This window comes from Coleofasciculus sp. G3-WIS-01, from assembly GCF_040223135.1.
Classification (GTDB): Bacteria; Cyanobacteriota; Cyanobacteriia; order Cyanobacteriales; family Coleofasciculaceae; genus Coleofasciculus.
Genome location: NZ_JAVJZI010000139.1, coordinates 1 through 20,962, shown reverse-complemented (window position 1 = coordinate 20,962; position 20,962 = coordinate 1). Strand labels below are relative to the sequence as shown.

Genomic DNA, 20,962 nt, shown 5'->3' with positions numbered 1-20,962 from the left:
GATATGACGAATGACTAAATCTCTATTTTGTATCGAAAATTTACATATTGCTTATCCAAGTAATCCTGACTATTGGGCGGTGAATAATGTCTCATTTACCCTAAATCCCGGAGAACGATTGGGATTGGTGGGAGAGTCGGGGTGTGGCAAATCTACTCTGGGACGCGCCGCGATGCGGTTATTGCCAAAAGCAACAAAAATTGAAGGACAAATTAGATTTAAAGGACAGTCTGTTTTTGAATTAAACCCAACTCAACTGCGCCAGTTTCGCGGGGAAGTGGTGGCGCTGGTATTTCAAGATCCGATGACACGCCTTGACCCCTTGATGACGATTGGGGATCATTGTCTGGAAACCTTACAAGCCCATCAACCTCACTTATCGCGTTCTGAAAGTAAGCAAAAGGCAATTGAAACCCTAGAAGCGGTGAAGATACCTGCTAACCGTTGGTCACAGTATCCCCATGAATTTAGTGGTGGAATGCGGCAACGAGTCGCGATCGCACTCGCCCTTCTACTCAATCCTAAGATGATTGTCGCTGATGAGCCAACCACAAGTCTAGATGTCACCGTCTCAGCTCAGATCTTACAGGAACTGAAGCGACTTTGCCAAGAACGGGATATGGCGCTGTTGTTAATTTCTCATGACTTGGCAATGGTGGGGGAATATTGCGATCGCGTAGCGGTGATGTATGAGGGCAAACTGGTAGAAATGGGGGCAGTTGGGGATATTTTACACCACCCTGAGCATGAGTATACGCGATCGCTCCTGCAAGCCGCGCTGCTTATGCAAACGGTGAATGATCACGAACAATGTAGAGACGCGCCATGGCGCGTCTCTACACCGGGGGAGAACATTCTCCCGACACCCATTCTCCAAGTGCAAAATTTAAAGCAATATTTCACCTTAGAACAAAATTTTATCGCCCAATTGTTTTCGGGCTCTGCTCAAGTTATCAAAGCAGTGGATGAGGTTAGCTTTGACCTGTATCCGGGTCAAGTTTTGGGACTTGTGGGAGAATCGGGATGTGGCAAAAGTACACTATCGCGCACCATTTTGCAACTAATTCCGCCCACCTCTGGTACTGTTGAATTTCAAGGCATAAATTTAACCCAACTGAACCGGAAATCTCTACGGGAGATGCGGCGACATATCCAAATGATTTTTCAAGATCCGTTGGCTTGTCTGAATCCTTTAATGACAGTGGGTGATAGTATTGCTGATCCCTTGTTTATCCACAACTTGGCGACACCCATAGAAGCGAAACATCAGGTGATGGAAATGCTAGAACGGGTGGGCTTAACTCCCCCAGCAGACTATTACCACCGCTATCCCAGGGACTTATCCGGGGGACAGCAGCAACGAGTTGCGATCGCGCGGGCGTTGATTACTCGCCCCAGTTTGATTATCTGTGATGAACCCGTGAGTATGCTGGATGCAACTGTGCAGACGCAGGTACTAGAATTAATGCGATCGCTAAAAGAAGAATTTGAGTTAACCTATTTATTTATTACCCATGATCTTTGGGTAGCGCGGTTTTTCTGTGACGCGATCGCGGTGATGAATCGGGGTCAGATTGTGGAAATGGCAAAAACGGAAACTTTGTTTACCAATCCCCAGCATCCTTATACCCAAACCCTATTACAAGCCGCTCCATTATTGGCAGTGTAGGGGCGGGTTTTACTACTATCGTTTCGGTTACACCCAGATGTAAATAAACCCGCCCAGACGCAGGTTTCTAGATTCCCCGTGAAAATTGGGAATTCAAAGAGAAAGAAGAGTCACGGCGATACTACCCCCAAAACAAATATCAACATCTGTACCAGGGGCGCGATCGCGTTTGGCATATTCTCCTTTATAGTAATAGCGATCACCCTCTACAACATAGTTAACGGGTAAAGGCTGGGTACTCGGTTTACAGAATACGATATCGGGTTCTGGAGAACCGGGTTCTAGGTGAGGTAAATTGACATTCCAAAACATACCTGGAGGAGTGGAACGTTGAAATAACTCCCCTAACACCCTGGTTGTCCAACGACTAGCCACTTGCCAATCAATCACCAAGGGGCGTTTAATCCAGTGGGAAATCGCAATCCCCGGAATTCCCAAAATTGCAGCTTCCCGTACCGCCGCGACTGTACCGGAAATATGGATATCTACCCCCAGATTACCGCCTGCATTAATCCCAGAGAGTACCCATTGGGGATTTTGCACCAGTTGACTCAGGGCGAGACGGGTGCAATCGACGGGTGTACCGGCTACCGCGTAGGTAAATTCTGAGCGCTGTTGGACATGGATAGGCTTATGCGTCGTAACTTGATGACTACAACCGGATAAATGGGTTTGAGGCGCGACGATGACGCCCTTACCCTTGACGGCGTGCTGGAGTGCTTGAATCCCTGGAGCATCTATTCCATCATCATTGGTGAGAATTAAAGTCATCTTATGGGCATAACGGATAACACCAATGTTCTAGCATAGCGGTAAATCGTTTCTAGGGCTAAAGCCCTTACTACAAGCCTACTAATGAATCTATTAATATTTTTGATATGTTAAAATTACATGGGCTACTTAATCGGATTATAGACTAAATTTTTATAGAAAATGATACCATCCTCAAAATCTATCAACTTCAATGTAGACAATAACTCAGAATCTATTGTGCCAGATATACCTGGACTAAACTATATTCCCGATTATATCAATACCCAGGAGCAAAATCAATTACTGGAGATTATCGACCAACAGGAATGGTCAACCCAATTAAAACGCCGAGTGCAACATTATGGGTATCGCTATGAATATCAAAAACGGACATTAGCATCCGCCAGCTACTTAGGAGAATTGCCAGATTGGGCAGATCAACTGGCACAACGACTGGTTCGCGATCGCGTAACCCCAATTCTTCCCGATCAACTGATTGTCAATGAGTATTTACCCGGTCAAGGAATTACCAATCATGTTGACTGCATTCCCTGTTTTGGTAATACCATTATCTCCCTGAGTTTGGGGAGTCGTTGTGTGATGAACTTAACCCATCCACCCACGCAAACCCAGATTCCTTTTCTTTTATTACCTGGAAGTTTAATTATTTTACAAGGGGTTGCCCGCTATCAGTGGCAACATGGCATTCCTCCTCGCAAAAAGGATAAGTATCAAGGTCAAGAGTTAGTCAGAAGTCGGAGAGTTTCGCTCACGTTTCGAGAGGTTTTATTCCCCTATAAGTAATTGTGACCCAATCTGTAAAGCTTAGAAAATCCCAAATCTAAATTTTAAATGAGATGCACCCGTTAAAAATCATCTAATACCAAATCCGCGTTAGCCACCCCCTTTATAATTTAGTCCGCGCAGGCGGACGAAAGTTTGTGTAGCAGCGATTTCAATCGCCTCCTCTTGCTAAAATCTCTTTTTTCGGACAACCTGTAGACGTGCCCTGACACAGTTTTAACGTCTAAGGTCGCGGTACCAGGGACTCTATCCCGATAGCGCTGATGAAAGCTGTATCACTATATAAGACTGAAACATGATCTCACAGGGTTCTCTATCCATAATCAAAAGCCCTGACTATCGTGTTTAGCCATTAGTCATGGGTCGTTGACATAAGGGGTTTTATAGGAAAGAGTGTTATGAATTATCAAGACAGGTTAAGTCCGTGGAAAATTGTCCGCTTGCAATCTAATTTGCAACATGTCATCGTGGGTAACTTCCGTCGTCGTGGCGATGCTGAAGGTCATTTGCGTATTTTGAAGCGGATGATGCCTAATTTACAATTCGCTATTGTGTTTGATGTGGGTTATGGGGGGGATTCTATTCCTTTCGTTTCTACGACTGACGCAGAACAGTAATCCTGTAGAGACGCGCCATGGCGCGTCTCTACGCATGGCGCGTCTCTACGTTAACCTTATCGGTAAAACCCACCCCTACAATTGATTAGACGTTCCGCCGGAACGTCTCTACTGCTATGACTAGACGGACACCTTAGGACAAGAATTTAAACGCAAACGTCTTACTGCTTGCTGAACAAATCCTGCTAAAAACCCCATCCGTTGATTTTGTTGGAAAACAGTTTGCAGCTTTTCTTTCAGGCGTTCAAGGTTTAAGGGTTGATCGGTTGCTGTCTGTTGAGTAATCTCCTGTTCTTGGAAATATTCGATTAAACTAAGACCCGCTAATCGGGTGAGATAAGCCGCGCTAACCCCTTGTACAGCACCGCCAGCTATATAAGTAAAAGCGTTGCTTTTGAGAATACTACCAATAGTTTGGGTGGAGAGTTCCACCAGACCGAGTTTAACCATTAAACTACTCAATGTTTTGGCAGCGGATTGGGCTTGGGATAGGGAAAATTTTTGCTGATAAATTCCGGCTAATTCAATCACTAATTGGCTACTAATTGCCGCCGTGGCGAGTAAATCTAAGGCGGGAACCGGGTTAGCAAACGCAGTGGCGGCGGTAATCCACTGATACTGTTCAATCAGCGGTAAAGCGCGATCGCGTCTGGCTTGATTTAGGGCGGTTTTGGCTTCGGCTTTTAGGCTTACCGCCGCTCTGAGGGTTGTTCCCCATATCAACTGTTGGGCGTCTTCAGTTAAGATCAGGTTTAATCGTTGAGTCAGAGCCGTTACATCGGCGGGTTGTTCCTCTAGCCATTCTTTGACTGAGCCATCCGATTGATGCTGGCGTACTTTTACCGGAGTGGGGGAAGCCGCGATCGCAACGATGTCCTCTGGGGGTAAGAGTTGGACGAGTCGTTGTCGCAATTGTTGCAACACTATCACTCGTTCTGGGGGTAAATATTGGTCTTGTTTATTAAAGATTAGGAGAATTCGCTGATTGAGGCTTTTGAGATGGTGTAAAAGCTGAAACTCTGAATCTGTCAAGTCACTGGTGATCACAAAGAGGATTAAATCTAAGTTTGGGATCAGATCCTGAGTGCGATCGCCTGCAGATAAGGCGGTGGTTTCTTGTAGGCTTACTGTGGGGAATTGCTCCGATAACCCCTTTGATGCTAAAACTTGCGCCAAGCGAGATTTTCCCACGCCTTTACCCCCGGTGATCAGCAGTTCCAGGTTTTGTCGCTCCAATTGGGCGGTTAATTGGCAAACCTGCTGTCGTAACGATGTGCTAATATAGGGGTTCTCGACTTCTGTTTCGAGGCGAGCGATCGCGGATTCAGCCTCTTGGATCGCCCTCTCTACAGTCCCTCGATCTAGAGGTGAAGAAGGGGGTGACAACTCCACCAGACGAGAGCCTCCCTGGTTAAACAACCATACCCCAGTACCGAGTGCGATCGCGCCCAAGAGTCCAACTTCTCCCCACTCCGCCACTGACTGATGTAAAGTCGGGAGCAGCCATAATCCAAAGGATAAAGCAATACCGCCCACTAAAATAGGTCGCCGCAACTGAACCGCCATATCTTTTTTTCTAACCTTACCAATTAACAATGGTGAAAGCCCCCGCGTTTTAACCGGGGGATGAAACCGAGCGATACGTTTAGTTTAGCAACTTTAGTTGCTAGTTTCAGTTCAGGTACGCTATAATTCTACCATAAGCTCCACGCGGTAAAATGATTGTCTACGAAGGTAAGTTAAAAGGTAAAAAATATCAGTACGAACGGCTTGATGAAGCTATTCGTACTGGTATGTTTATCCGTAACTCTTGCCTTCGGTATTGGGAAGACGGTCATGCTAAAAGCCGTAATGACTTATCCAAGTATTGTACGATTCTTGGCAAAAGTAAAGAGTTTCCATGGGCTGGGAAACTAAATTCTCAAGCTCGACAAGCGATGTCAGAACGTACCTGGGCAGCTATCTCAAGATTCTTTGATAACTGCAAAAAGCAAGTCAAAGGAAAGAAGGGATATCCTAAGTACAAAAAGAATCGCTCTAATCATGGTTCTGTAGAGTATAAAACCTCAGGCTGGAAACTATCAGAGAATCGTGATTCAATCACATTCACTGACGGGTTTAAGGCTGGAGAGTTCAAGCTCTACGGTACTCGTGACTTAAATTACTACCAACTTGACCAAATAAAAAGAGTTAGGGTAGTGCGTCGTGCCGATGGTTATTATGCTCAGTTTTGTATTGACCATGATAGAACTGAGGATAAAATACCAACAGGCAATACTGTAGGATTAGATGTCGGTTTAAACCATTTTTATACCGACTCAAAGGGTGTGACAGTTGATAATCCTAGATTTCTCAGGAAATCAGAGAAACAATTGAAACGACTTCAAAGGAAAGTTTCTAAAAAGTTTAGAAAGGGTCAACCACAATCTAACAACTACAAAAAAGCCAAACAGAAGTTAGCTAAGAAACACTTGAAAGTCAGTAGGCAACGTAAAGACTTTGCGGTAAAGACTGCATTGTGCGTAGTCCGGTCTAACGACTTGGTAGCTTATGAAGACTTGCAAGTGCGGAATATGGTCAAAAATCATCACCTAGCTAAATCGATTAGTGATGCAGCTTGGTCTGAATTTAGACGCACTCTTGAGTATTTCGGAAAAGTGTTTGGTGTAGCAACGGTTGCAGTTAAACCTCACTACACTTCCCAGCATTGTTCTAATTGCGGTTGTACGGTCAAAAAATCTTTGTCAACTCGAACACACAAGTGTAAGTGCGGATTTGTTTTAGACCGTGATTGGAACGCTGCAATCAACATACTCAAGGAAGCACTTCGTACCGTAGGGCATACGGGAACATTCCAGGAATACTGGATAAACGCTTCGGGACAACTCGCCCTCTTTTGCATTGATGAAAGTCAATACTCTAAGGTGATTGGATGAACGAAGAATCCCCCGCGTTTTTAACCGGGGGAGTGTCAATTTCACTACAATAACGTTTTCAGAGGATTTGCAGAAGCCTTACCGGGTCATCCTTGTCGTAGATAGGTTGTCGGTAAAGTCTCTATTCAGTTTTATTTTCTCTGCACAACAAATATAAGAAACATTCATCCCTCTAAACCCTGAACTCTATAGAAAAACTATTTTGACAAAATTTATTTATTTAGGAAGATTCCAGCTTAACGGCTTGGCAGCTAAAATTAAGCTGGAATCTAGATCACGCCTTACTGCTGCCTATGTTAATGAACGAAATGAGTTATGAGTGGGATTCCCTCCCTAAATCTCAACAACATTCACACCCAACTTTAACAATTTCCAGTCCCTTATCCTACCGTAAAACCGCTAAAGAAAAGGCTGATTTAAAGGTAGAAAAGGCAGATGCTTTAGCCGAAAAAGGAGATTATGAAGGTGCGCTTGTTTATTACGATGAAGCAATCACACTTAAGACCGATTGCACCTCAGCTTGGTATCATCAGGGGGTAGCGTTACACCATTTAGAACGTGAGGAAGAAGCTTTAGCGAGTTTCGATAAAGCCTTACAGTTTAATCCTGATCATCCAAAAATATGGAACTACCGGGGGATTACACTACAAACGTTAAAACACTACGACCAAGCGATCGCGTCCTACGATAAAGCCTTAACCTTAAACCCAAATGATGTCAAAGTATGGTACAACCGGGCAATAGCGTTGCGGAAGTTCAAGCGGTATGAAAAAGCGATTGACTCCTACAATCACGCCTTAGCGATTAACCCCAACTATAGGAAAGCCTGGATTGATCGGGGGAACACATTACGGAAATTAAATCGCCAGCAGGAAGCAATTGCATCCTACGATAACGCCTTGGCAATTCAACCTGATGATGAGGAAACCTGCTGTAGTCGCGGTTTTCTGTTGTATCAGTTACATCGTTATCAAGAGGCGCTGGTATCCTTCGATCAAGGGATCAAAGTAAATCCCAATTCGGCTAAAGCTTGGCATAATCGGGCGATGATCTTAAATCACCTAGAACGTTATCAGGAGGCGATTGAGAGTTGCGATCGCGCCTTGGAGAGTAATCTAGATTATGAGTTAGCCTGGAACACCAAAGCGGTTGTACTTTTAAATCTAAAAGACTACGAATCGATGATTGAGTGTTATGATCACTCATTGCGGATTCACCCGAAGAATTACCAGACCTGGTATTTGCGCGGTAAGACTTTATTTAGGTTAAGGCGCTATGAAGAAGCGATTGACAGTTATGATCAAGCCTTGCAACTCAAACAAGATTATAACTACTGGACAGAACGTGGAAATGCGCTTCAAGAATTACAACGCTATCAGGAAGCCGTCACCGCTTACAATCAAGCGTTAAACTTGAAGCCGGATGATGATGAACTGTGGATGCTACAAAACCTGGCGACTAATCGCTGGCGTTGGCAAAAATGGCATCAAAATCTGGTAAAATTGTGGCAGAAAATTAAAGCCTTGCTTTAATCCCAAAAACCCACCCTAAACCCCTGAAACAAAGGCACATAATCCCCCATCCAGGTTAGTCACCGCCATTATTAACCAGTCCGCAAAAGTCCGCGCAGGCGGACGAAAGTTTGTGTAGTTGCGATTTTAATCGCCTTATCAAAAGGGAGTTCTTAGAATGACTGTTCCCTGTTCCCTTTCCTCACCAAAATGTCCCGCCTTAGACCGATAGCCTGACAAATGACTTACCACGGACTACCAATCATCATAAATCCCGACCAATAATAAGGATGGGATAAATCAACTTGTCCCAACTCAGCCAATTGTGGCGGTAATAATACCCCACCCCCTGTTCCACTCCCGCGCAATTGTCCCCCTTCAATCACCACATTTCCCCGCAACATTGATAACTGGGCTTCTCGTAGCGCCTCTGCCTTAATTTGAGTCTCACCCAGTTGGTTATAAAATTCAGTCATTAAGGCTAATGTGCCTTGGTCACTCACCTGCCATACACTACCTAAAGCCGTCTTCACACCCGACGCCACAGCTAATCCGGCAAAGCCTAACTCCGCTTGGTTGTCTCCCACCGCCGTGCGACAAGCCGATAAGACTAATAACTCCACAGGCGGATTATCCCAATTCATTTGTTGCATTTGCGCTAAGGTTAGCTTTTCATTCCACAACTGCACATAGGAATTACTCTGTCCCCCAGATTTAAAATCGGCATGAGTTCCTAAGTGAATAATTTCGTAAGGATAACGCTGGCGTTCTTGAATTAAATTTTCTAATGTAAACTGCTGATTAAGAAAGACTTGACCACCCACTTCCTGGGCAATCGTTGATAACTCTACCGGAACAGCCGGTAACGGATTAAGTTCCGTAAATTCTGATGCCCCCATCGCCAAGATTTGCGGATTTGTCATCGGCTGATAATTACTATTCATCAGACTGAATGTGGGAATCATGCTGAGGCTGTAGTTTTCAATCAAAAACTGTTCACCATCATGCAAGACGGGCATAGGTATCGTCCGCAATCCCGCATCCATGGAAAAGAGTAACGTATCAATTTCAGCCGCTTCCAGTTCCGATGCAATCGGTGCAATTAACCACTGATAAAGTTGTTGCGCGGGTTGCAAATAACCATTCCCCCGGCGGCGAAATGCATCGGTGAGTTGTACTCGTAGTTCGTTCGTAGTTTGTAAAAGTTGTTCTAGAATTTTGTATCTCGATACCGCGAGTCGCATTTGTTCCAGCGCCACCTGTTCCCTCTAAAGTAATCGCGCCTGTTCCTGTTGATTCCACAACCGCACCATTACTCAGAAAAATCCCCGTTTTTGTTGCACCGTCAAGACTTCCTCTGCCGGTAATATCAATCGTACCTGTCCCAGAATTAAGAGTTCCACCATTAAGCTGTACTGTTCCTATAACTTCACCGCCAAAGCTTCCCGGTTTTATCGAAATATTACCCCCATCCGTCAAAATTTGCGACTCTGAATTCATCACAAATTGGGCAACTCCTGAATCTCGCTGGGCTGCTACTGCATTTTCATCATTAATTGTGGCGCTAAAGTTGCCCCCCGCTAAGTTAATTACCACATTATTATTAATCGTGATACTTTTGCCCGCTTGCAGCGTTAACGTGCTAATGTTAAACACATTTTACGAAGCTTTATATTATAGAGCATATCTAAATGATTGGTGAAATTTATGCCAGTTTTCAGTTCCCAGAGTGGGTTAGGGCGATCGCAGATTTAACTCCTGAAAGGGTTCTGCATCCTCATCCAGGGTGATTGTCCCCGGTTGGGCGGGTTCCTGATTGATTCGTAATGTAAATGTTCCGGGTGATAACCGTTCCAGATAATAGACGCCTGCACTATTCGTGACTGAAAATTCTCGTTGTTCGCCATCGGCGCTAATCGCTTCTACCCTCGCCCCAGCAACGGGATTTCCGGCGGTATCTGTAACTACCCCTTCCTGTACATTTAAACTCGCCACCAATTCTAGGCTATAATTGGCTTCATTCGAGGTTAAGGATACCCCATCATAACGCCCACGCAAAAGCAAACCCGGTATAATCGTAGTCTGTAGCTGGGCAATCCATCCGGAACCCTGAGAACCCAACCCATAGCCCAACTGAGTTTCCCACAGATAACTCCCATCTGGCGATCGCGCCTTGGATCGATAACGCCAGCCAATTGTGGCTAAATTATCCCGGCGCTGGAGGTTGCGGGTTTCATAACTCAGCAGTGCAGAATAACCATCACCCAGAAAACGCCGCGATAGATTATAATTCAACTCAGACCGAAACCCCAACTCATTCCCCTGATGATTCAGTTGTAAAAATCCTAACCGTTGCGTCGCATTCCAGCGCCAGCGATTTTGGTCATCAATTGTCGCCCGGGCAAAGGTAAAAAAACCACGACGACTAAACCCGGTTTGCATCCCCACCGCCGTACCCTCGCGACTATTATAGGTTCCCAACACCGTTAAACGGGGAAACACACGCCAATTCAGGTTAAGCCGTTGGGAGAAGCGATCGCTATTGAATTGTAAACTAATATTAGACGTCGGTTCATAACGCACATTAGCATTAATATCCCAATCCCCCTCTTGATCTGGACTCAACACCGACGCCGCCAATTCCAATGGTATCCCTTTGGGGAGAAAAAACACATCAGCCAATCCCCTCGCGCTTTCCTCATAAATCCCACCCACACCTACAGTCAACGCTTCCGATACACCCCAACGTTGGGCAATTCCTCCCTGAAAATCTTGCCATTCTCCCACAAAATTTTGACGGTTCAATCCAGGTAGTTGATGGGAAAAACCCGCCGAAACAATCATCGCTGAAGCCCCATCAGGAATTTGTCCCGGTACCGTAGAAAACGTCGCCTCCCGCACCTCCGGTTGAGCAGAAAGGCGTCCTTGGGGATATAATAAAATGCGATAATTCCCTAACCTTTGCCCCTCAATCGGCACCTCCTCAAACCGATAAACACCCGAAGAATCCACGAGAACTTCAGCCAAAACGCGATCGCTAAATCCTTGCGTCAGCCGTACCAACGTCCCAGGTTCCGCTTCACCCACAATAGTTCGCCCCACCTGCGACGCTTGCAACCGTTGTCCTGGACTAAATCCACCCCCACCAAACGTCACCGGAGGTGTAAATCCTTGTCGTTGAATCGTGGTTACGCCCCAATAATTCCCCCTTCCCTGACTCCGCCAAAACGTCGGCTGAGAACCCACCACATAATCCGCCCCATCGGTTTGTCGCAAATACTGGGCTTCTGTGAGACTCCAACTCGGCGAGTCTAACAAATCCGGTTGATTCACCCTGACATACCAACTTCCCGATAGTAATGTTCCCACCGCCGCTAATTCTCCCCGATACCGTAGGGACGAAGACTCACCCAAACCCGACACTGACTCTGATCCTGTCGCCGTAATCCGTTCCTCAATCGCCGTTAGAGTAAAATCTGTCGGGGCGATTCGGGGTAAACCTTCCAGTTGAACTGGGGTTTCTGTCGCCGCAATCCCCCCGGTTTTTTGTCCCAACCAAGGTGGATTCAGGATAATCGCATACTCATTAATATCAAATTCTGCGGGAACACCGAGTAACGTTTCCACCTCTTGAATCGACAAAACCAACCCCAACTCCGGATCATTCCGTAACTCCTGGGGATTGAGGCGAGTAATCAATCCAGGCGATCGCACGTCTAATTGTCCATCCGGTAAAGGTGTCACCTCCAGCTTCAACGCCTGAACCACCGCATCGTAAGGAATCAACCAATTCTCAAACTCAACCGCTTGGCTACCATCTTCTTGTCCCCGCACCAAAACACTAAAAATCACCGGGCGCCCACCGACATTCACTCCCACCGGAAAAACCGTAAAGTTATCGGAAATTTCGATAACCGGAGTGACTGAATCCTCCCTCTGTGTTTGACCGATTAAATGCGGAGCAAGACTGGAATTGCTTTGAGAAAAAGCTTTAGCCGCTATTCCTACAATCAGACCCAGCGCGATCGGGATTTGCCACCCAAAAGAATATATCACGTAGGGGCGCAAGGCTTGCGCCCAAAAAACCCTAATCCACCATTTTAGCTGTCTCACCCCAATCAAATATTGCCGACATTCTTCCTGTACGGTATCCATGACGGCTGATGATAACGAAAACTTTTCCCCCCACCCAACTTCAATCAGATTTTTGTTAATTTACAGAACTTAACCGCCCCAAAAACAGTGAGAATAATTCTCAACTACTAACGGATTTACGTCAATCCAGCGATTTGGTAGAATTAAACATCTGGGGAAGTCTGTCCAAATTTCTTCCAATCCTGGACATCATTCCCCAAAACCATTGAAATAGCATCAAAATAAATCCAACTTAGCCTCAATCCCCCTCAAAACCCGCACCACTTGGATGCATATATTTTTGTAAAAAACACAGATTATTTTTGACATAACCCCCTTCTCCTGGTATAGCGAACAAACCCAAATAAACAGCAAAAACAAAGCCCATCGCCTCCCCGACTCAAACCCCACGTACCCTCTGCGTTCCTCTGCGCCAACCTCTGCGCTCCTCTGCGTTAAAAAAGATCAACCTCTCGACACCACAAGATATACCGTAGGCACTGCCCACCAGCCAAAACTTCAGAACCAATCGGCTCAACCACGCGATCGCGCCTTATTTACCGTGTAGGAATCATCAAATCAACACCAAACGGTTGTGTACGTCGCTCATCATCTTCAGCCCAGATCAACTCACCCGTGATCTGATATTGACCCGCCGCTAATTGCCCTTCATCAGGATAATTCAATAAAAACTGACGCTGACTCTCAGCCACAATCCCCGTTGGTTTCAAACTCCCCGTCTCCACCACCGTATCTCCCTGCTGCAGAGTCCAACTCACCGATGCTCTAGCTGATGCCATTCCAGTATTTTCAACCAATACTTGAATTTGGTCTTGTTCAGAATTCCAACTAGCACTCTCCACTGCCAAACTTGGTGATAAATCTCCCTGACGTACATAAACCGTTGTGCCAATTCGTGCGGTTAAAGCGACAGAATTACCACCACTATCCGTTGTTTCCTGAAGCGTTTCCGTAAAAACAACCGCTCGATATTCCCCGTCTGGTAAACTGGGGGGAAAGCGAGTAATTAAACGGATGCGTCGCTGCACTCCCGGTGGTACAGTTAATTCTCTAGGTGAAAATTGCAGGTAAGGGGTTAAATCGCTGGGGCTAGAGTCCAAGAGTTGAAACCCATTATCGCCATAGGTAAAAGGTTCCGCGTAAATTCGCCCCCGAAACGGTTGATTACTGGTATTGGTAACATTAATAATTGCCTGAGCTTGACCCCGATTGGCTTGGGCTTCAATCACTAAGGGTGACACACTCATCTGGGCTTGCGTCGCACCTGCATAGAGTAAAGCCGCAGATAATGCCCAGCGACTGAGGCGAGTCACGGTTGGCAAGACGGAATTAAAACCTAAAGTCATAGCCGTATCAGGGAAGGGTAGGGGTAGGGGATCTAACTTTTCACGGGAAGTCTAGAAACCTGATTCGGGGCGGGTGCGAGTCACATCTCTTGTGCAACTAAAAAGTTGTAGAGACGTTGCATGCAACGTCGGGGCGGGTTTAGTAAAATCTGGGTGCAACCGAAAAGATAGTGGTGAAAGTGAGCCCCTACAGAGGCGCCACATAACGTGAAAAGTCAGGTAGGGGGTAGGGGCGAGTCGCTGCACTAAGGTAAACGGGACAACTGATTAATCAACTCGACTCGCCCTGTTTTAAAATGAGAAATTAGCATCTTCCCCAACTAACCCTGATTCGGGTATCATTGGGGTCTTCTCGCGGAATTTGATCAGGGCTAAAGCCCTTACTACAAACCTCCTATGGAACAATTGTTAAAGTGACAGCATACTGATAAATTCCAGCTTCAAAAAATCCACCATCAACGCCCAAATCCACTTCCACGGTTTGTCGAAGGGGTTCGCCAGGGTTAGGACTCAAAGGAAAAATGGGCATGGATGGACTAGAACTACCGCCACCACCGTCAGCCGGACCGTTATAGAATGTTTGTGCACCTGGAACTCTTGCCCGTGCATCTAAAAAAGCATCTGAACCTGGGGGGAACGGACCTGGAGGAGGGGGGAACTCTGGATAATAATTCGTCAATTTCTTTTAACTCTCGCAATCTTTCCAGACTGGGGACAAATAACAATCGGGTTCACTGTCGTCCGGTATACCTTGTTAATCGGGCGCCTAATTAATTATTGGGCGGGCGCACGTCTGTGGGCGCAGGTCGCGTCATTAGTGTCAACTTAAGGTTAAACCGTGACTCAATAAGAGATCCCCCCTAGCCCTTCTTAAAAAGGGGGGAATAGTCTGATTTGGAAGCATCTCAAGGAAAACCTATAACTCATAAGAAACACATTTTGACACAGGAAATTGAGTAAAGGGCGACCCGATCCTCTGTAGGGGCGGGTTTTACGACTATCTTTTCGGTTGCATCTCAATGTGACTCGCGCCCGCCCTGTTTTTAGACTTGTTCCTTTGTGCCAGCGGCTCGCCCCAAAAGGAGAATTATTGACCATTGGGTAATGCGATCGCTCTGAGTAGGGTTGAGGTTTGAAGTGATGAGTATCGAGTCTATAGGTCAGCACATTTTCCCATGATAAAAGTATACCAAAAAAAAGGAGCGATCGCACCCAAAACCCAAAAAAATCTGTAACTGTTTGTGAGCATCAATAAACCATCTGTTCCATACGACGAAAATCTCGTTCAACTTCCGCCCACAGGGAACGGTTATGGGGGTCAGTCTTCAGGGCTTTTTTCAAATAAATTCTGGCTTTATTTAATTGTCCATCCTTAACCAAATACCGTCCCCAACATTGATAGGTAATCGCTTGCCACTGACGCACCTCTGGATCGTGGGGAATCCGCTGCGCCAACCCCTCCACCAGCGCGATCGCACGGGCAAATCGTTGTTCTTTGAGCAACTGCTGTAAGCGCTCGTAGGACGTCCATTTGAGCTGATATTCAATCTCCGACAGAGGGGGAATAGTCGGCGGTTTGGTTGGCGGCTTCTTTGTCACTGTAACCGTCTGGGAATCCTCAGCCGAGTGAGTTGTTCCCAACGGTTTAACCACATTCAGCAGCAGCTTATACGCCTGTGTCAACTCAATAAACTTGGTTTGAGCCAATTGATCGCCGACATTGACATCGGGATGACAGTGGCGTGCCAAACGCCGATACGATGCCTTAATCTCAGATCGAGAGGCTCCATCACTTAAACCCAACAATCGATAACAATCCGCCAGATTCATTTCCAGAACAAGCACTGATAGGGGTAGAGGCAGTATTTTAGAACTGCCCTACCGATTCGTCTATCTTATCCTGCTCTTTCCTCAATCACACGGTCAATCAATCCGTACTCCTTCGCCTCTTGAGCGGACATGAAAAAGTCGCGATCGATATCTTTTTCAATCTTCTCAACCGTTTGACCCGTCTTGTCGGCGTAGATTTGGTTTAGTTGACGCCGGATTCGCAAAATCTCCCTGGCTTCAATCTCAATATCCGTCGCTTGTCCACGCACCCCCCCAGAGGGTTGGTGAATCATGATCCGCGAATGAGGTAACGCTAACCGTTTCCCCTTTTTCCCAGCCGTCAGCAGGAAGGAACCCATCGACGCCGCTAAACCGACACAGATGGTGACTACATCCGACTTAATATGCTGCATGGTGTCATAAATCGCCATGCCTGCAGTAACTGAACCACCGGGAGAATTGATGTACAGATAAATATCTTTGTTGTTGTCTTCCGAATCCAGGTAAAGCATCACCGCGATGATCTGGTTAGTAATCTCATCATCGACTTCTTTACCCAGAAAAATAATCCGTTCTCGGTACAGACGATTGTAGATATCAATCCAATCGGTATAAGCCGAACCGGGAAGTTGATAAGGAACTTTGGGGACGCCAATAGGCATAATTTGCTCCGAATTCTAGAAAACGTTTTTAATGGTCTGTAGGGGCTCTTTTCACAACTATCGTTTCTTCTCTCACCCAGATGCGACTAAACCCGCCCCGATCAACTTTTTTCAGACGTGCCATGGCGCGTCTTTTTTGTAGGCAAGGGTTTAGACATTAATCTAGATGTTTTCCCGAAGCCGAACCACAAATACTCACCGTTGAGTACCAGATTAAGGATTAAGACGCACTGCCGGCTATCGCAGCCGGAACCTCATCGCTCTCTAACACACGATCAATCAAGCCATACTCTTTTGCCTCATAGGGGGTCAGGTACAACATCCGCTCCATATCCTTGGCAATCTTTTGGGCAGATTGACCCGTATTTTTGGCAAAAATATCCATCATGGTCTTTTTGTTGGCTAGCACTTCCTTGGCTCGAATCTGGATATCCGTGGCTTGACCCCGTGCATAGCTCTTGGGTTGGTGCAGCACAATAGAGGCATTGGGTAAGCTTGCCCGAGAGCCTTTTGTCCCCGCCGACAGTAGCATCGCCGCCATCCCCATTGCCGAACCAATACAAATGGTATGGATGGGGGGTTGAATGTAATTCATCGTGTCACAGATGGCAAAGGCTTCCGTCTCAAAGCCAATCGGTTCACCATCGTAACGGGAGGTTCCCGTAGAGTTGATGTAAATTTTAATCGGCTTGTCGGGATCGTCGTACTGCAAATACAAAAGTTCTGCCACAATCAGTTCGGTGACTTGTGGTACCAAGGGCAAACCCAGATAGACAATTCGCTCGTTGAGGAGCAGTGAAGGTAAATCGGGTGGCGGGGTTCGGTAGTTTTGCCGACCATAGTAGGTTGATTGAACTGCCTGAATCGGTTGTTTCATCTACGGTACTTGGGAATGCAATAATGGCGCTATCTTTAAAACATAGTAGCGTGAGTCGTGAAGTTGCCTGGGGTAGTTCTTTTCATCGATGGCGATTTGGGGTGTGCCATGAGCGACCCTGGCTCTAGACTAGTACTTATGTATTGCAGGAAAGTTACTATAGTTACCTCTTTTTACTGGCTTAGGAGTTTTAGACAATGAAAGTTGGTTTACACCCTGCCCTCAGCGATATCAATCTTGATGCCAATCAACCCAGTTCCCAGCGTCAGTTATCGATCGCGATTCGGGCAATCAGCCAATCACTGGATCAGTCGCTACCCTTGAATTTATGCTTAATTCTAGACCACAGTGGCTCGATGCATGGGCGTCCCCTAGAAACAGTGAAAAAAGCGGCGATTCAACTGATTGAACGACTCAAACAGGGCGATCGCATATCTGTGATTGCCTTTGATCACCGTGCCAAAGTGCTGGTGCCCAATCAAGCGATCGACAATACAGAAACGATGAAATCCCAAATCCGGCAACTGACTGCTGATGGGGGAACTGCCATTGATCAGGGGTTGAAACTGGGTATTGAAGAAGTGGCAAAAGGGAAAGCCGAAGCCGTGTCTCAGGTGTTTCTGCTGACGGATGGCGAAAATGAGCATGGAGACAATAAACGCTGCTTGAAATTAGCCCAACTGGCGGTGGAACACAAGCTGACGATCAATACCCTAGGATTTGGGGCGAATTGGAACCAAGATGTTCTGGAAAAAATTGCCGATGCTGGGAGTGGTGCGCTTTGTTATATTGAACAGCCAGAGCAAGCCGTGCAGGAGTTTGGACGCTTGTTTAACCGCATCCAAGCCGTCGGATTGACCAATGCTTACTTGTTATTTGAATTAATGCCCAAAGTGCGGTTTGCCGAATTAAAACCCATTGCCCAAGTCGCGCCGGATACGATTGAACTGCCTCTGCAACCCCAAGGCGATCAATTTGTCGTCCGCTTGGGAGATTTGATGACGGATGCGGAACGGGTGATTCTGGCGAACCTGTATTTGGGGCAACTTTCTGTGGGGTATCAGGCGATCGCGAAGCTACAAGTGCTTTATGATGACCCCGCTACGGGGGAAGAGGGATTAAAGTCGGAACAGATCCCGGTGGAGATTAACGTTCAGAGTACCTATCAACCGGCTCCCAACACGAAAGTCCAAAAATCAATTCTGGCATTAGCCAAATACAGGCAAACTCAAATAGCCGAAGCCAAACTGCAAAAAGGCGATCGGGCTGGCGCTGCCACAATGTTACAAACGGCTGCCAATACTGCGATCCAAATGGGAGATCAAAGTGCAGCTACTGTCCTCCAAACCAACGCCACTCGTTTACAATCTGGGGAAGAACTCTCAGAAGCCGATCGCAAGAAAACTCGGATTGTGTCTAAGACAATCTTGCAGGATTGATCCTAAATCCTGGTTAATACTCCTTTTTGGCAGGGACAAGGCATAAGGTATAAGGCATAAGGCATAAAGCCTTTAAGGTTCAGGGTGTCTGCTTTTTCTTCCCACGCCCGACACCCCACACCCCACACCCTGCCTACTATTCCTTACCCGCCTCTTCAAGCTATTGCCTATGGGTAAGACTTGAGTCAACAATTTTACAATTCTTAATATTAATTCTCATCATATCAGTTTACCCTAAGCATTTGGGACAGTTTTGATACGTTTTGGACGTAAAAATACACAAGTCGTTAACCTTAGGGATAGGAAATTTAACATGAGTACCAATCTAGCCACCCAGTTACGTGAGGGAACCAAAAAAGCCCACAGCATGGCAGAAAACGTGGGATTTGTCAAATGCTTTTTGAAAGGCGTCGTAGAAAAGAACTCGTACCGAAAACTTGTCGTTAATCTCTACTTCGTCTATTGTGCGATGGAAGAAGAAATGGAGCGCCATCGCCAACATCCGGTTCTCTCGAAAATCTACTTTCCCCAACTCAATCGCCAGAAAAGTTTAGAGCAAGACTTATACTACTACTACGGCGCAAATTGGCGCGACCAAATAGCGCCTTCAGCCGCCGGGAAAGACTACGTGCAACGAATTCGCGACGTATCCGCCTCTGAACCCGAACTATTAATTGCCCAGTGCTACACGCGCTACCTGGGAGATTTATCCGGGGGGCAAATCCTGAAAAAGATTGCTCAACGGGCGATGAATTTATCCGAGGGTGAAGGTACAGCCTTTTACGAGTTTCAAGAGATTCCTGACGAAAAGGCATTCAAAGCCAACTATCGCCAAGCCTTGGATGAACTCCCCATTGATGACGCCACCGCCGAACGAATTGTTGATGAGGCGAATGCGGCATTTGGCATGAATATGAATCTGTTCCAGGAATTAGAAGGTAACCTGATTAAAGCCATTGGTCAAATGCTCTTCAACACCCTAACCCGTCGTCGGAGTGGTGGTAGCACAGAACTGGCTACGGCGGAATAAACTCGCTGTAATACTGAGCGAGGCGGCACAAGTTATCCTATCTTCTTAATTGAAGTAGGATGATTTGTTCCGCATTAACATGATAGACTTTCAAAATCCTAATCTAACGCCTGGAATATTCCGAGGAGAAAACAATGACAACGACTACAGATTATCAAAGAAAAGGTAACCTCTGGCTCTTTAACCAGATGTACGGCTTTACCAGCTTTCCAAACGGTGAGGATTTTCAATCCGTTGGCAAAGCTGCACTTATTTGTGCTAAGGGAGATGGCACACTCGCTCCAGCCGAACGAGACGAGCAAATTAGCTATTTCAGCGCTCTGGGAACTCCCGAATCTGTGCTGAAAGAACTGGAAGTTTACGAAGCGAATGATGATCTGGCGTAGCTGCTTGCGAATTCTTCTGAGCGAATAAAAAACTTGGTACAAAGAGATGTTGTTTATCAAGCGATTAAAGCTTCAGCAGCAGACGGTGAGTTGAACGAACCGGAACTGGATAAAATCTCTCAAATGGCTGAACTGTTAGGGGTGACGTCTGAAGTAGTGGAGCAATTAGTAGAACTTCACAAAGAAGAAGAACAGCTTCGTCAAAAGCGGATTAAACTGCTTTACCCGAATGGAACACCTTATTAAGATTATTGCAGGGAACTTTCTTAGTACAGCGGAGAGAATTTATGCCTAGGTACTTAGCTGTCGCCATAAAGGTTAGGACATTTTCGACTGTTCCCTATTCCCCGTTCCCTGTTCCCTACCCTCACCACAAGACGTATTCAGCAACCCCTAAAAAAAGACCAGCAGAGTAACTATCAAGAGGAACCCCAAAAGATTGGGCCAATAAAGCAGTTTGGGAATTAGGCTATCTTTATACTCAAAAGCCGGAAGACTAAGCCGCGAGGAGCACAAACGTGCATTAATTGCCACCAGCAAAATCAATAGATACAACGCAAAGTAAAAATAATCAATGTACAAAAGACCGGCGGCAAGAAGATTTTGTCTCAGATTAATCTGATCAAGAATCACAATAAACAGAAACGCTCCTGTTACCTCAATTGTCTCTAGGGGACTCAGGCGGTTAACGATACTCTGGATGAAGAATAGCAAGACAGCAATGATTGCTGGCGTTAGCATGTTAGTAATGAATATGGTTAGGAAATCTTTTTCAATGAGAATAGTAAAATAAAGTTCGGGAAAATTTGGGTCTTCCGTACTTAGTGTGCTAAACTATTAAAATAAACCTTAAAATAATAAGATAAAAATGGCAAGGATAAAAAGAGAAATGACTAAGCTCCTAAACCTGCCGGGAGTTATAGCAGAAAATATCCAAGATGCTGAAG

General features: G+C 46.0%; 20 protein-coding genes. 9 read left to right on the top strand and 11 right to left on the bottom strand.

The window, feature by feature from the left end; translation table 11 throughout:
- Positions 1–10 precede the first annotated feature (10 nt).
- Positions 11–1,669 carry an ABC transporter ATP-binding protein gene (locus RIM23_RS13655; protein ID WP_446367796.1) on the top strand — a complete coding sequence of 553 codons (1,659 nt, stop codon included), beginning with the start codon at positions 11–13 and terminating at the stop codon, positions 1,667–1,669.
- 93 nt (positions 1,670–1,762) lie between these two features.
- On the opposite strand, the gene surE is transcribed toward RIM23_RS13655, so the two are convergent.
- Positions 1,763–2,440, bottom strand: coding sequence for a 5'/3'-nucleotidase SurE (surE, locus tag RIM23_RS13650; RefSeq protein ID WP_446367795.1), 678 nt, complete (start codon positions 2,438–2,440; stop codon positions 1,763–1,765).
- A gap of 162 nt (positions 2,441–2,602) precedes the next feature.
- Here surE and RIM23_RS13645 point away from each other — a divergent pair, with 162 nt between their 5' ends.
- Together RIM23_RS13645 and RIM23_RS13640 are read left to right on the top strand one after the other, a co-directional pair.
- Positions 2,603–3,226 (top strand): alpha-ketoglutarate-dependent dioxygenase AlkB, encoded by a 624-nt coding sequence (locus RIM23_RS13645; RefSeq protein ID WP_446367794.1) that lies wholly within the window; start codon positions 2,603–2,605, stop codon positions 3,224–3,226.
- Between the two features lie 398 nt (positions 3,227–3,624).
- A complete protein-coding gene (locus RIM23_RS13640; RefSeq protein ID WP_446367793.1) occupies positions 3,625–3,843 on the top strand; it encodes a hypothetical protein in 219 nt (72 codons plus the stop codon).
- A 120-nt stretch (positions 3,844–3,963) separates the two neighbouring features.
- Here RIM23_RS13640 and RIM23_RS13635 read toward each other — a convergent pair whose 3' ends face one another.
- Entirely contained in the window at positions 3,964–5,409 is a 1,446-nt protein-coding gene (locus RIM23_RS13635) for a YcjF family protein (protein ID WP_446367792.1), read from the bottom strand.
- 152 nt (positions 5,410–5,561) lie between these two features.
- Here RIM23_RS13635 and RIM23_RS13630 point away from each other — a divergent pair, with 152 nt between their 5' ends.
- Both RIM23_RS13630 and RIM23_RS13625 read left to right on the top strand, forming a co-directional pair.
- A complete protein-coding gene (locus RIM23_RS13630) occupies positions 5,562–6,779 on the top strand; it encodes an RNA-guided endonuclease InsQ/TnpB family protein (RefSeq protein ID WP_446367791.1) in 1,218 nt (405 codons plus the stop codon).
- Positions 6,780–7,072: 293 nt separating this feature from the next.
- Positions 7,073–8,311 (top strand): tetratricopeptide repeat protein, encoded by a 1,239-nt coding sequence (locus RIM23_RS13625; RefSeq protein ID WP_446367790.1) that lies wholly within the window; start codon positions 7,073–7,075, stop codon positions 8,309–8,311.
- 224 nt (positions 8,312–8,535) lie between these two features.
- Here the strand turns inward: RIM23_RS13625 and RIM23_RS13620 are convergent, their stop codons facing one another.
- From RIM23_RS13620 to RIM23_RS13585, 8 genes are all read right to left on the bottom strand, one after another.
- A complete protein-coding gene (locus RIM23_RS13620) occupies positions 8,536–9,426 on the bottom strand; it encodes a CHAT domain-containing protein (RefSeq protein ID WP_446367789.1) in 891 nt (296 codons plus the stop codon).
- Entirely contained in the window at positions 9,359–9,946 is a 588-nt protein-coding gene (locus RIM23_RS13615) for a hypothetical protein (protein ID WP_446367788.1), read from the bottom strand. Before RIM23_RS13615 ends, RIM23_RS13620 begins: the two co-directional genes overlap by 68 nt.
- A 78-nt stretch (positions 9,947–10,024) precedes the next feature.
- Positions 10,025–12,445, bottom strand: a complete 2,421-nt coding sequence (locus RIM23_RS13610; protein WP_446367787.1) for a carboxypeptidase-like regulatory domain-containing protein — start codon at positions 12,443–12,445, stop codon at positions 10,025–10,027.
- Positions 12,446–12,981: 536 nt separating this feature from the next.
- Positions 12,982–13,791 (bottom strand): P pilus assembly protein, chaperone PapD, encoded by an 810-nt coding sequence (locus RIM23_RS13605; RefSeq protein ID WP_446367786.1) that lies wholly within the window; start codon positions 13,789–13,791, stop codon positions 12,982–12,984.
- A gap of 394 nt (positions 13,792–14,185) precedes the next feature.
- Entirely contained in the window at positions 14,186–14,470 is a 285-nt protein-coding gene (locus RIM23_RS13600; protein ID WP_446367785.1) for a hypothetical protein, read from the bottom strand.
- A gap of 569 nt (positions 14,471–15,039) precedes the next feature.
- Positions 15,040–15,621, bottom strand: coding sequence for a J domain-containing protein (locus RIM23_RS13595; RefSeq protein WP_446367850.1), 582 nt, complete (start codon positions 15,619–15,621; stop codon positions 15,040–15,042).
- Positions 15,622–15,686: 65 nt separating this feature from the next.
- Complete coding sequence (locus RIM23_RS13590) at positions 15,687–16,283, bottom strand: ATP-dependent Clp protease proteolytic subunit (protein WP_446367784.1); 597 nt, start codon at positions 16,281–16,283, stop codon at positions 15,687–15,689.
- A 220-nt stretch (positions 16,284–16,503) separates the two neighbouring features.
- Entirely contained in the window at positions 16,504–17,160 is a 657-nt protein-coding gene (locus RIM23_RS13585) for an ATP-dependent Clp protease proteolytic subunit (protein WP_446367783.1), read from the bottom strand.
- A 197-nt stretch (positions 17,161–17,357) separates the two neighbouring features.
- On the opposite strand from RIM23_RS13585, the gene RIM23_RS13580 reads away from it, so the two are divergent.
- The 4 genes from RIM23_RS13580 to RIM23_RS13565 all read left to right on the top strand — a co-directional run bounded on the left by RIM23_RS13580 (position 17,358) and on the right by RIM23_RS13565 (position 20,261).
- Complete coding sequence (locus tag RIM23_RS13580; protein WP_446367782.1) at positions 17,358–18,599, top strand: vWA domain-containing protein; 1,242 nt, start codon at positions 17,358–17,360, stop codon at positions 18,597–18,599.
- 313 nt (positions 18,600–18,912) lie between these two features.
- A complete protein-coding gene (locus RIM23_RS13575; RefSeq protein WP_446367781.1) occupies positions 18,913–19,629 on the top strand; it encodes a biliverdin-producing heme oxygenase in 717 nt (238 codons plus the stop codon).
- Between the two features lie 134 nt (positions 19,630–19,763).
- Complete coding sequence (locus RIM23_RS13570) at positions 19,764–20,015, top strand: hypothetical protein (protein WP_446367780.1); 252 nt, start codon at positions 19,764–19,766, stop codon at positions 20,013–20,015.
- Between the two features lie 33 nt (positions 20,016–20,048).
- Positions 20,049–20,261, top strand: coding sequence for a hypothetical protein (locus RIM23_RS13565; RefSeq protein ID WP_446367779.1), 213 nt, complete (start codon positions 20,049–20,051; stop codon positions 20,259–20,261).
- 147 nt (positions 20,262–20,408) lie between these two features.
- Here RIM23_RS13565 and RIM23_RS13560 read toward each other — a convergent pair whose 3' ends face one another.
- On the bottom strand, positions 20,409–20,756 hold the full coding sequence (locus tag RIM23_RS13560) for a hypothetical protein (protein ID WP_446367778.1): 348 nt from the start codon (positions 20,754–20,756) through the stop codon (positions 20,409–20,411).
- Positions 20,757–20,962 lie beyond the last annotated feature (206 nt).

What these genes read in the sequence shown, in the direction of transcription:
- surE (WP_446367795.1), bottom strand. Translation starts at nt 2,440, where the DNA reads ATGACTTTAATTCTCACCAATGATGATGGAATAGATGCTCCAGGGATT.
- RIM23_RS13590 (WP_446367784.1), bottom strand. Translation starts at nt 16,283, where the DNA reads ATGCCTATTGGCGTCCCCAAAGTTCCTTATCAACTTCCCGGTTCGGCT.
- RIM23_RS13640 (WP_446367793.1), top strand. Translation starts at nt 3,625, where the DNA reads ATGAATTATCAAGACAGGTTAAGTCCGTGGAAAATTGTCCGCTTGCAA.
- RIM23_RS13645 (WP_446367794.1), top strand. Translation starts at nt 2,603, where the DNA reads ATGATACCATCCTCAAAATCTATCAACTTCAATGTAGACAATAACTCA.
- RIM23_RS13585 (WP_446367783.1), bottom strand. Translation starts at nt 17,160, where the DNA reads ATGAAACAACCGATTCAGGCAGTTCAATCAACCTACTATGGTCGGCAA.
- RIM23_RS13605 (WP_446367786.1), bottom strand. Translation starts at nt 13,791, where the DNA reads ATGACTTTAGGTTTTAATTCCGTCTTGCCAACCGTGACTCGCCTCAGT.
- RIM23_RS13610 (WP_446367787.1), bottom strand. Translation starts at nt 12,445, where the DNA reads ATGGATACCGTACAGGAAGAATGTCGGCAATATTTGATTGGGGTGAGA.
- RIM23_RS13655 (WP_446367796.1), top strand. Translation starts at nt 11, where the DNA reads ATGACTAAATCTCTATTTTGTATCGAAAATTTACATATTGCTTATCCA.
- RIM23_RS13635 (WP_446367792.1), bottom strand. Translation starts at nt 5,409, where the DNA reads ATGGCGGTTCAGTTGCGGCGACCTATTTTAGTGGGCGGTATTGCTTTA.
- RIM23_RS13580 (WP_446367782.1), top strand. Translation starts at nt 17,358, where the DNA reads ATGAAAGTTGGTTTACACCCTGCCCTCAGCGATATCAATCTTGATGCC.
- RIM23_RS13595 (WP_446367850.1), bottom strand. Translation starts at nt 15,621, where the DNA reads ATGAATCTGGCGGATTGTTATCGATTGTTGGGTTTAAGTGATGGAGCC.
- RIM23_RS13630 (WP_446367791.1), top strand. Translation starts at nt 5,562, where the DNA reads ATGATTGTCTACGAAGGTAAGTTAAAAGGTAAAAAATATCAGTACGAA.
- RIM23_RS13625 (WP_446367790.1), top strand. Translation starts at nt 7,073, where the DNA reads ATGTTAATGAACGAAATGAGTTATGAGTGGGATTCCCTCCCTAAATCT.
- RIM23_RS13560 (WP_446367778.1), bottom strand. Translation starts at nt 20,756, where the DNA reads ATGCTAACGCCAGCAATCATTGCTGTCTTGCTATTCTTCATCCAGAGT.
- RIM23_RS13570 (WP_446367780.1), top strand. Translation starts at nt 19,764, where the DNA reads ATGACAACGACTACAGATTATCAAAGAAAAGGTAACCTCTGGCTCTTT.
- RIM23_RS13575 (WP_446367781.1), top strand. Translation starts at nt 18,913, where the DNA reads ATGAGTACCAATCTAGCCACCCAGTTACGTGAGGGAACCAAAAAAGCC.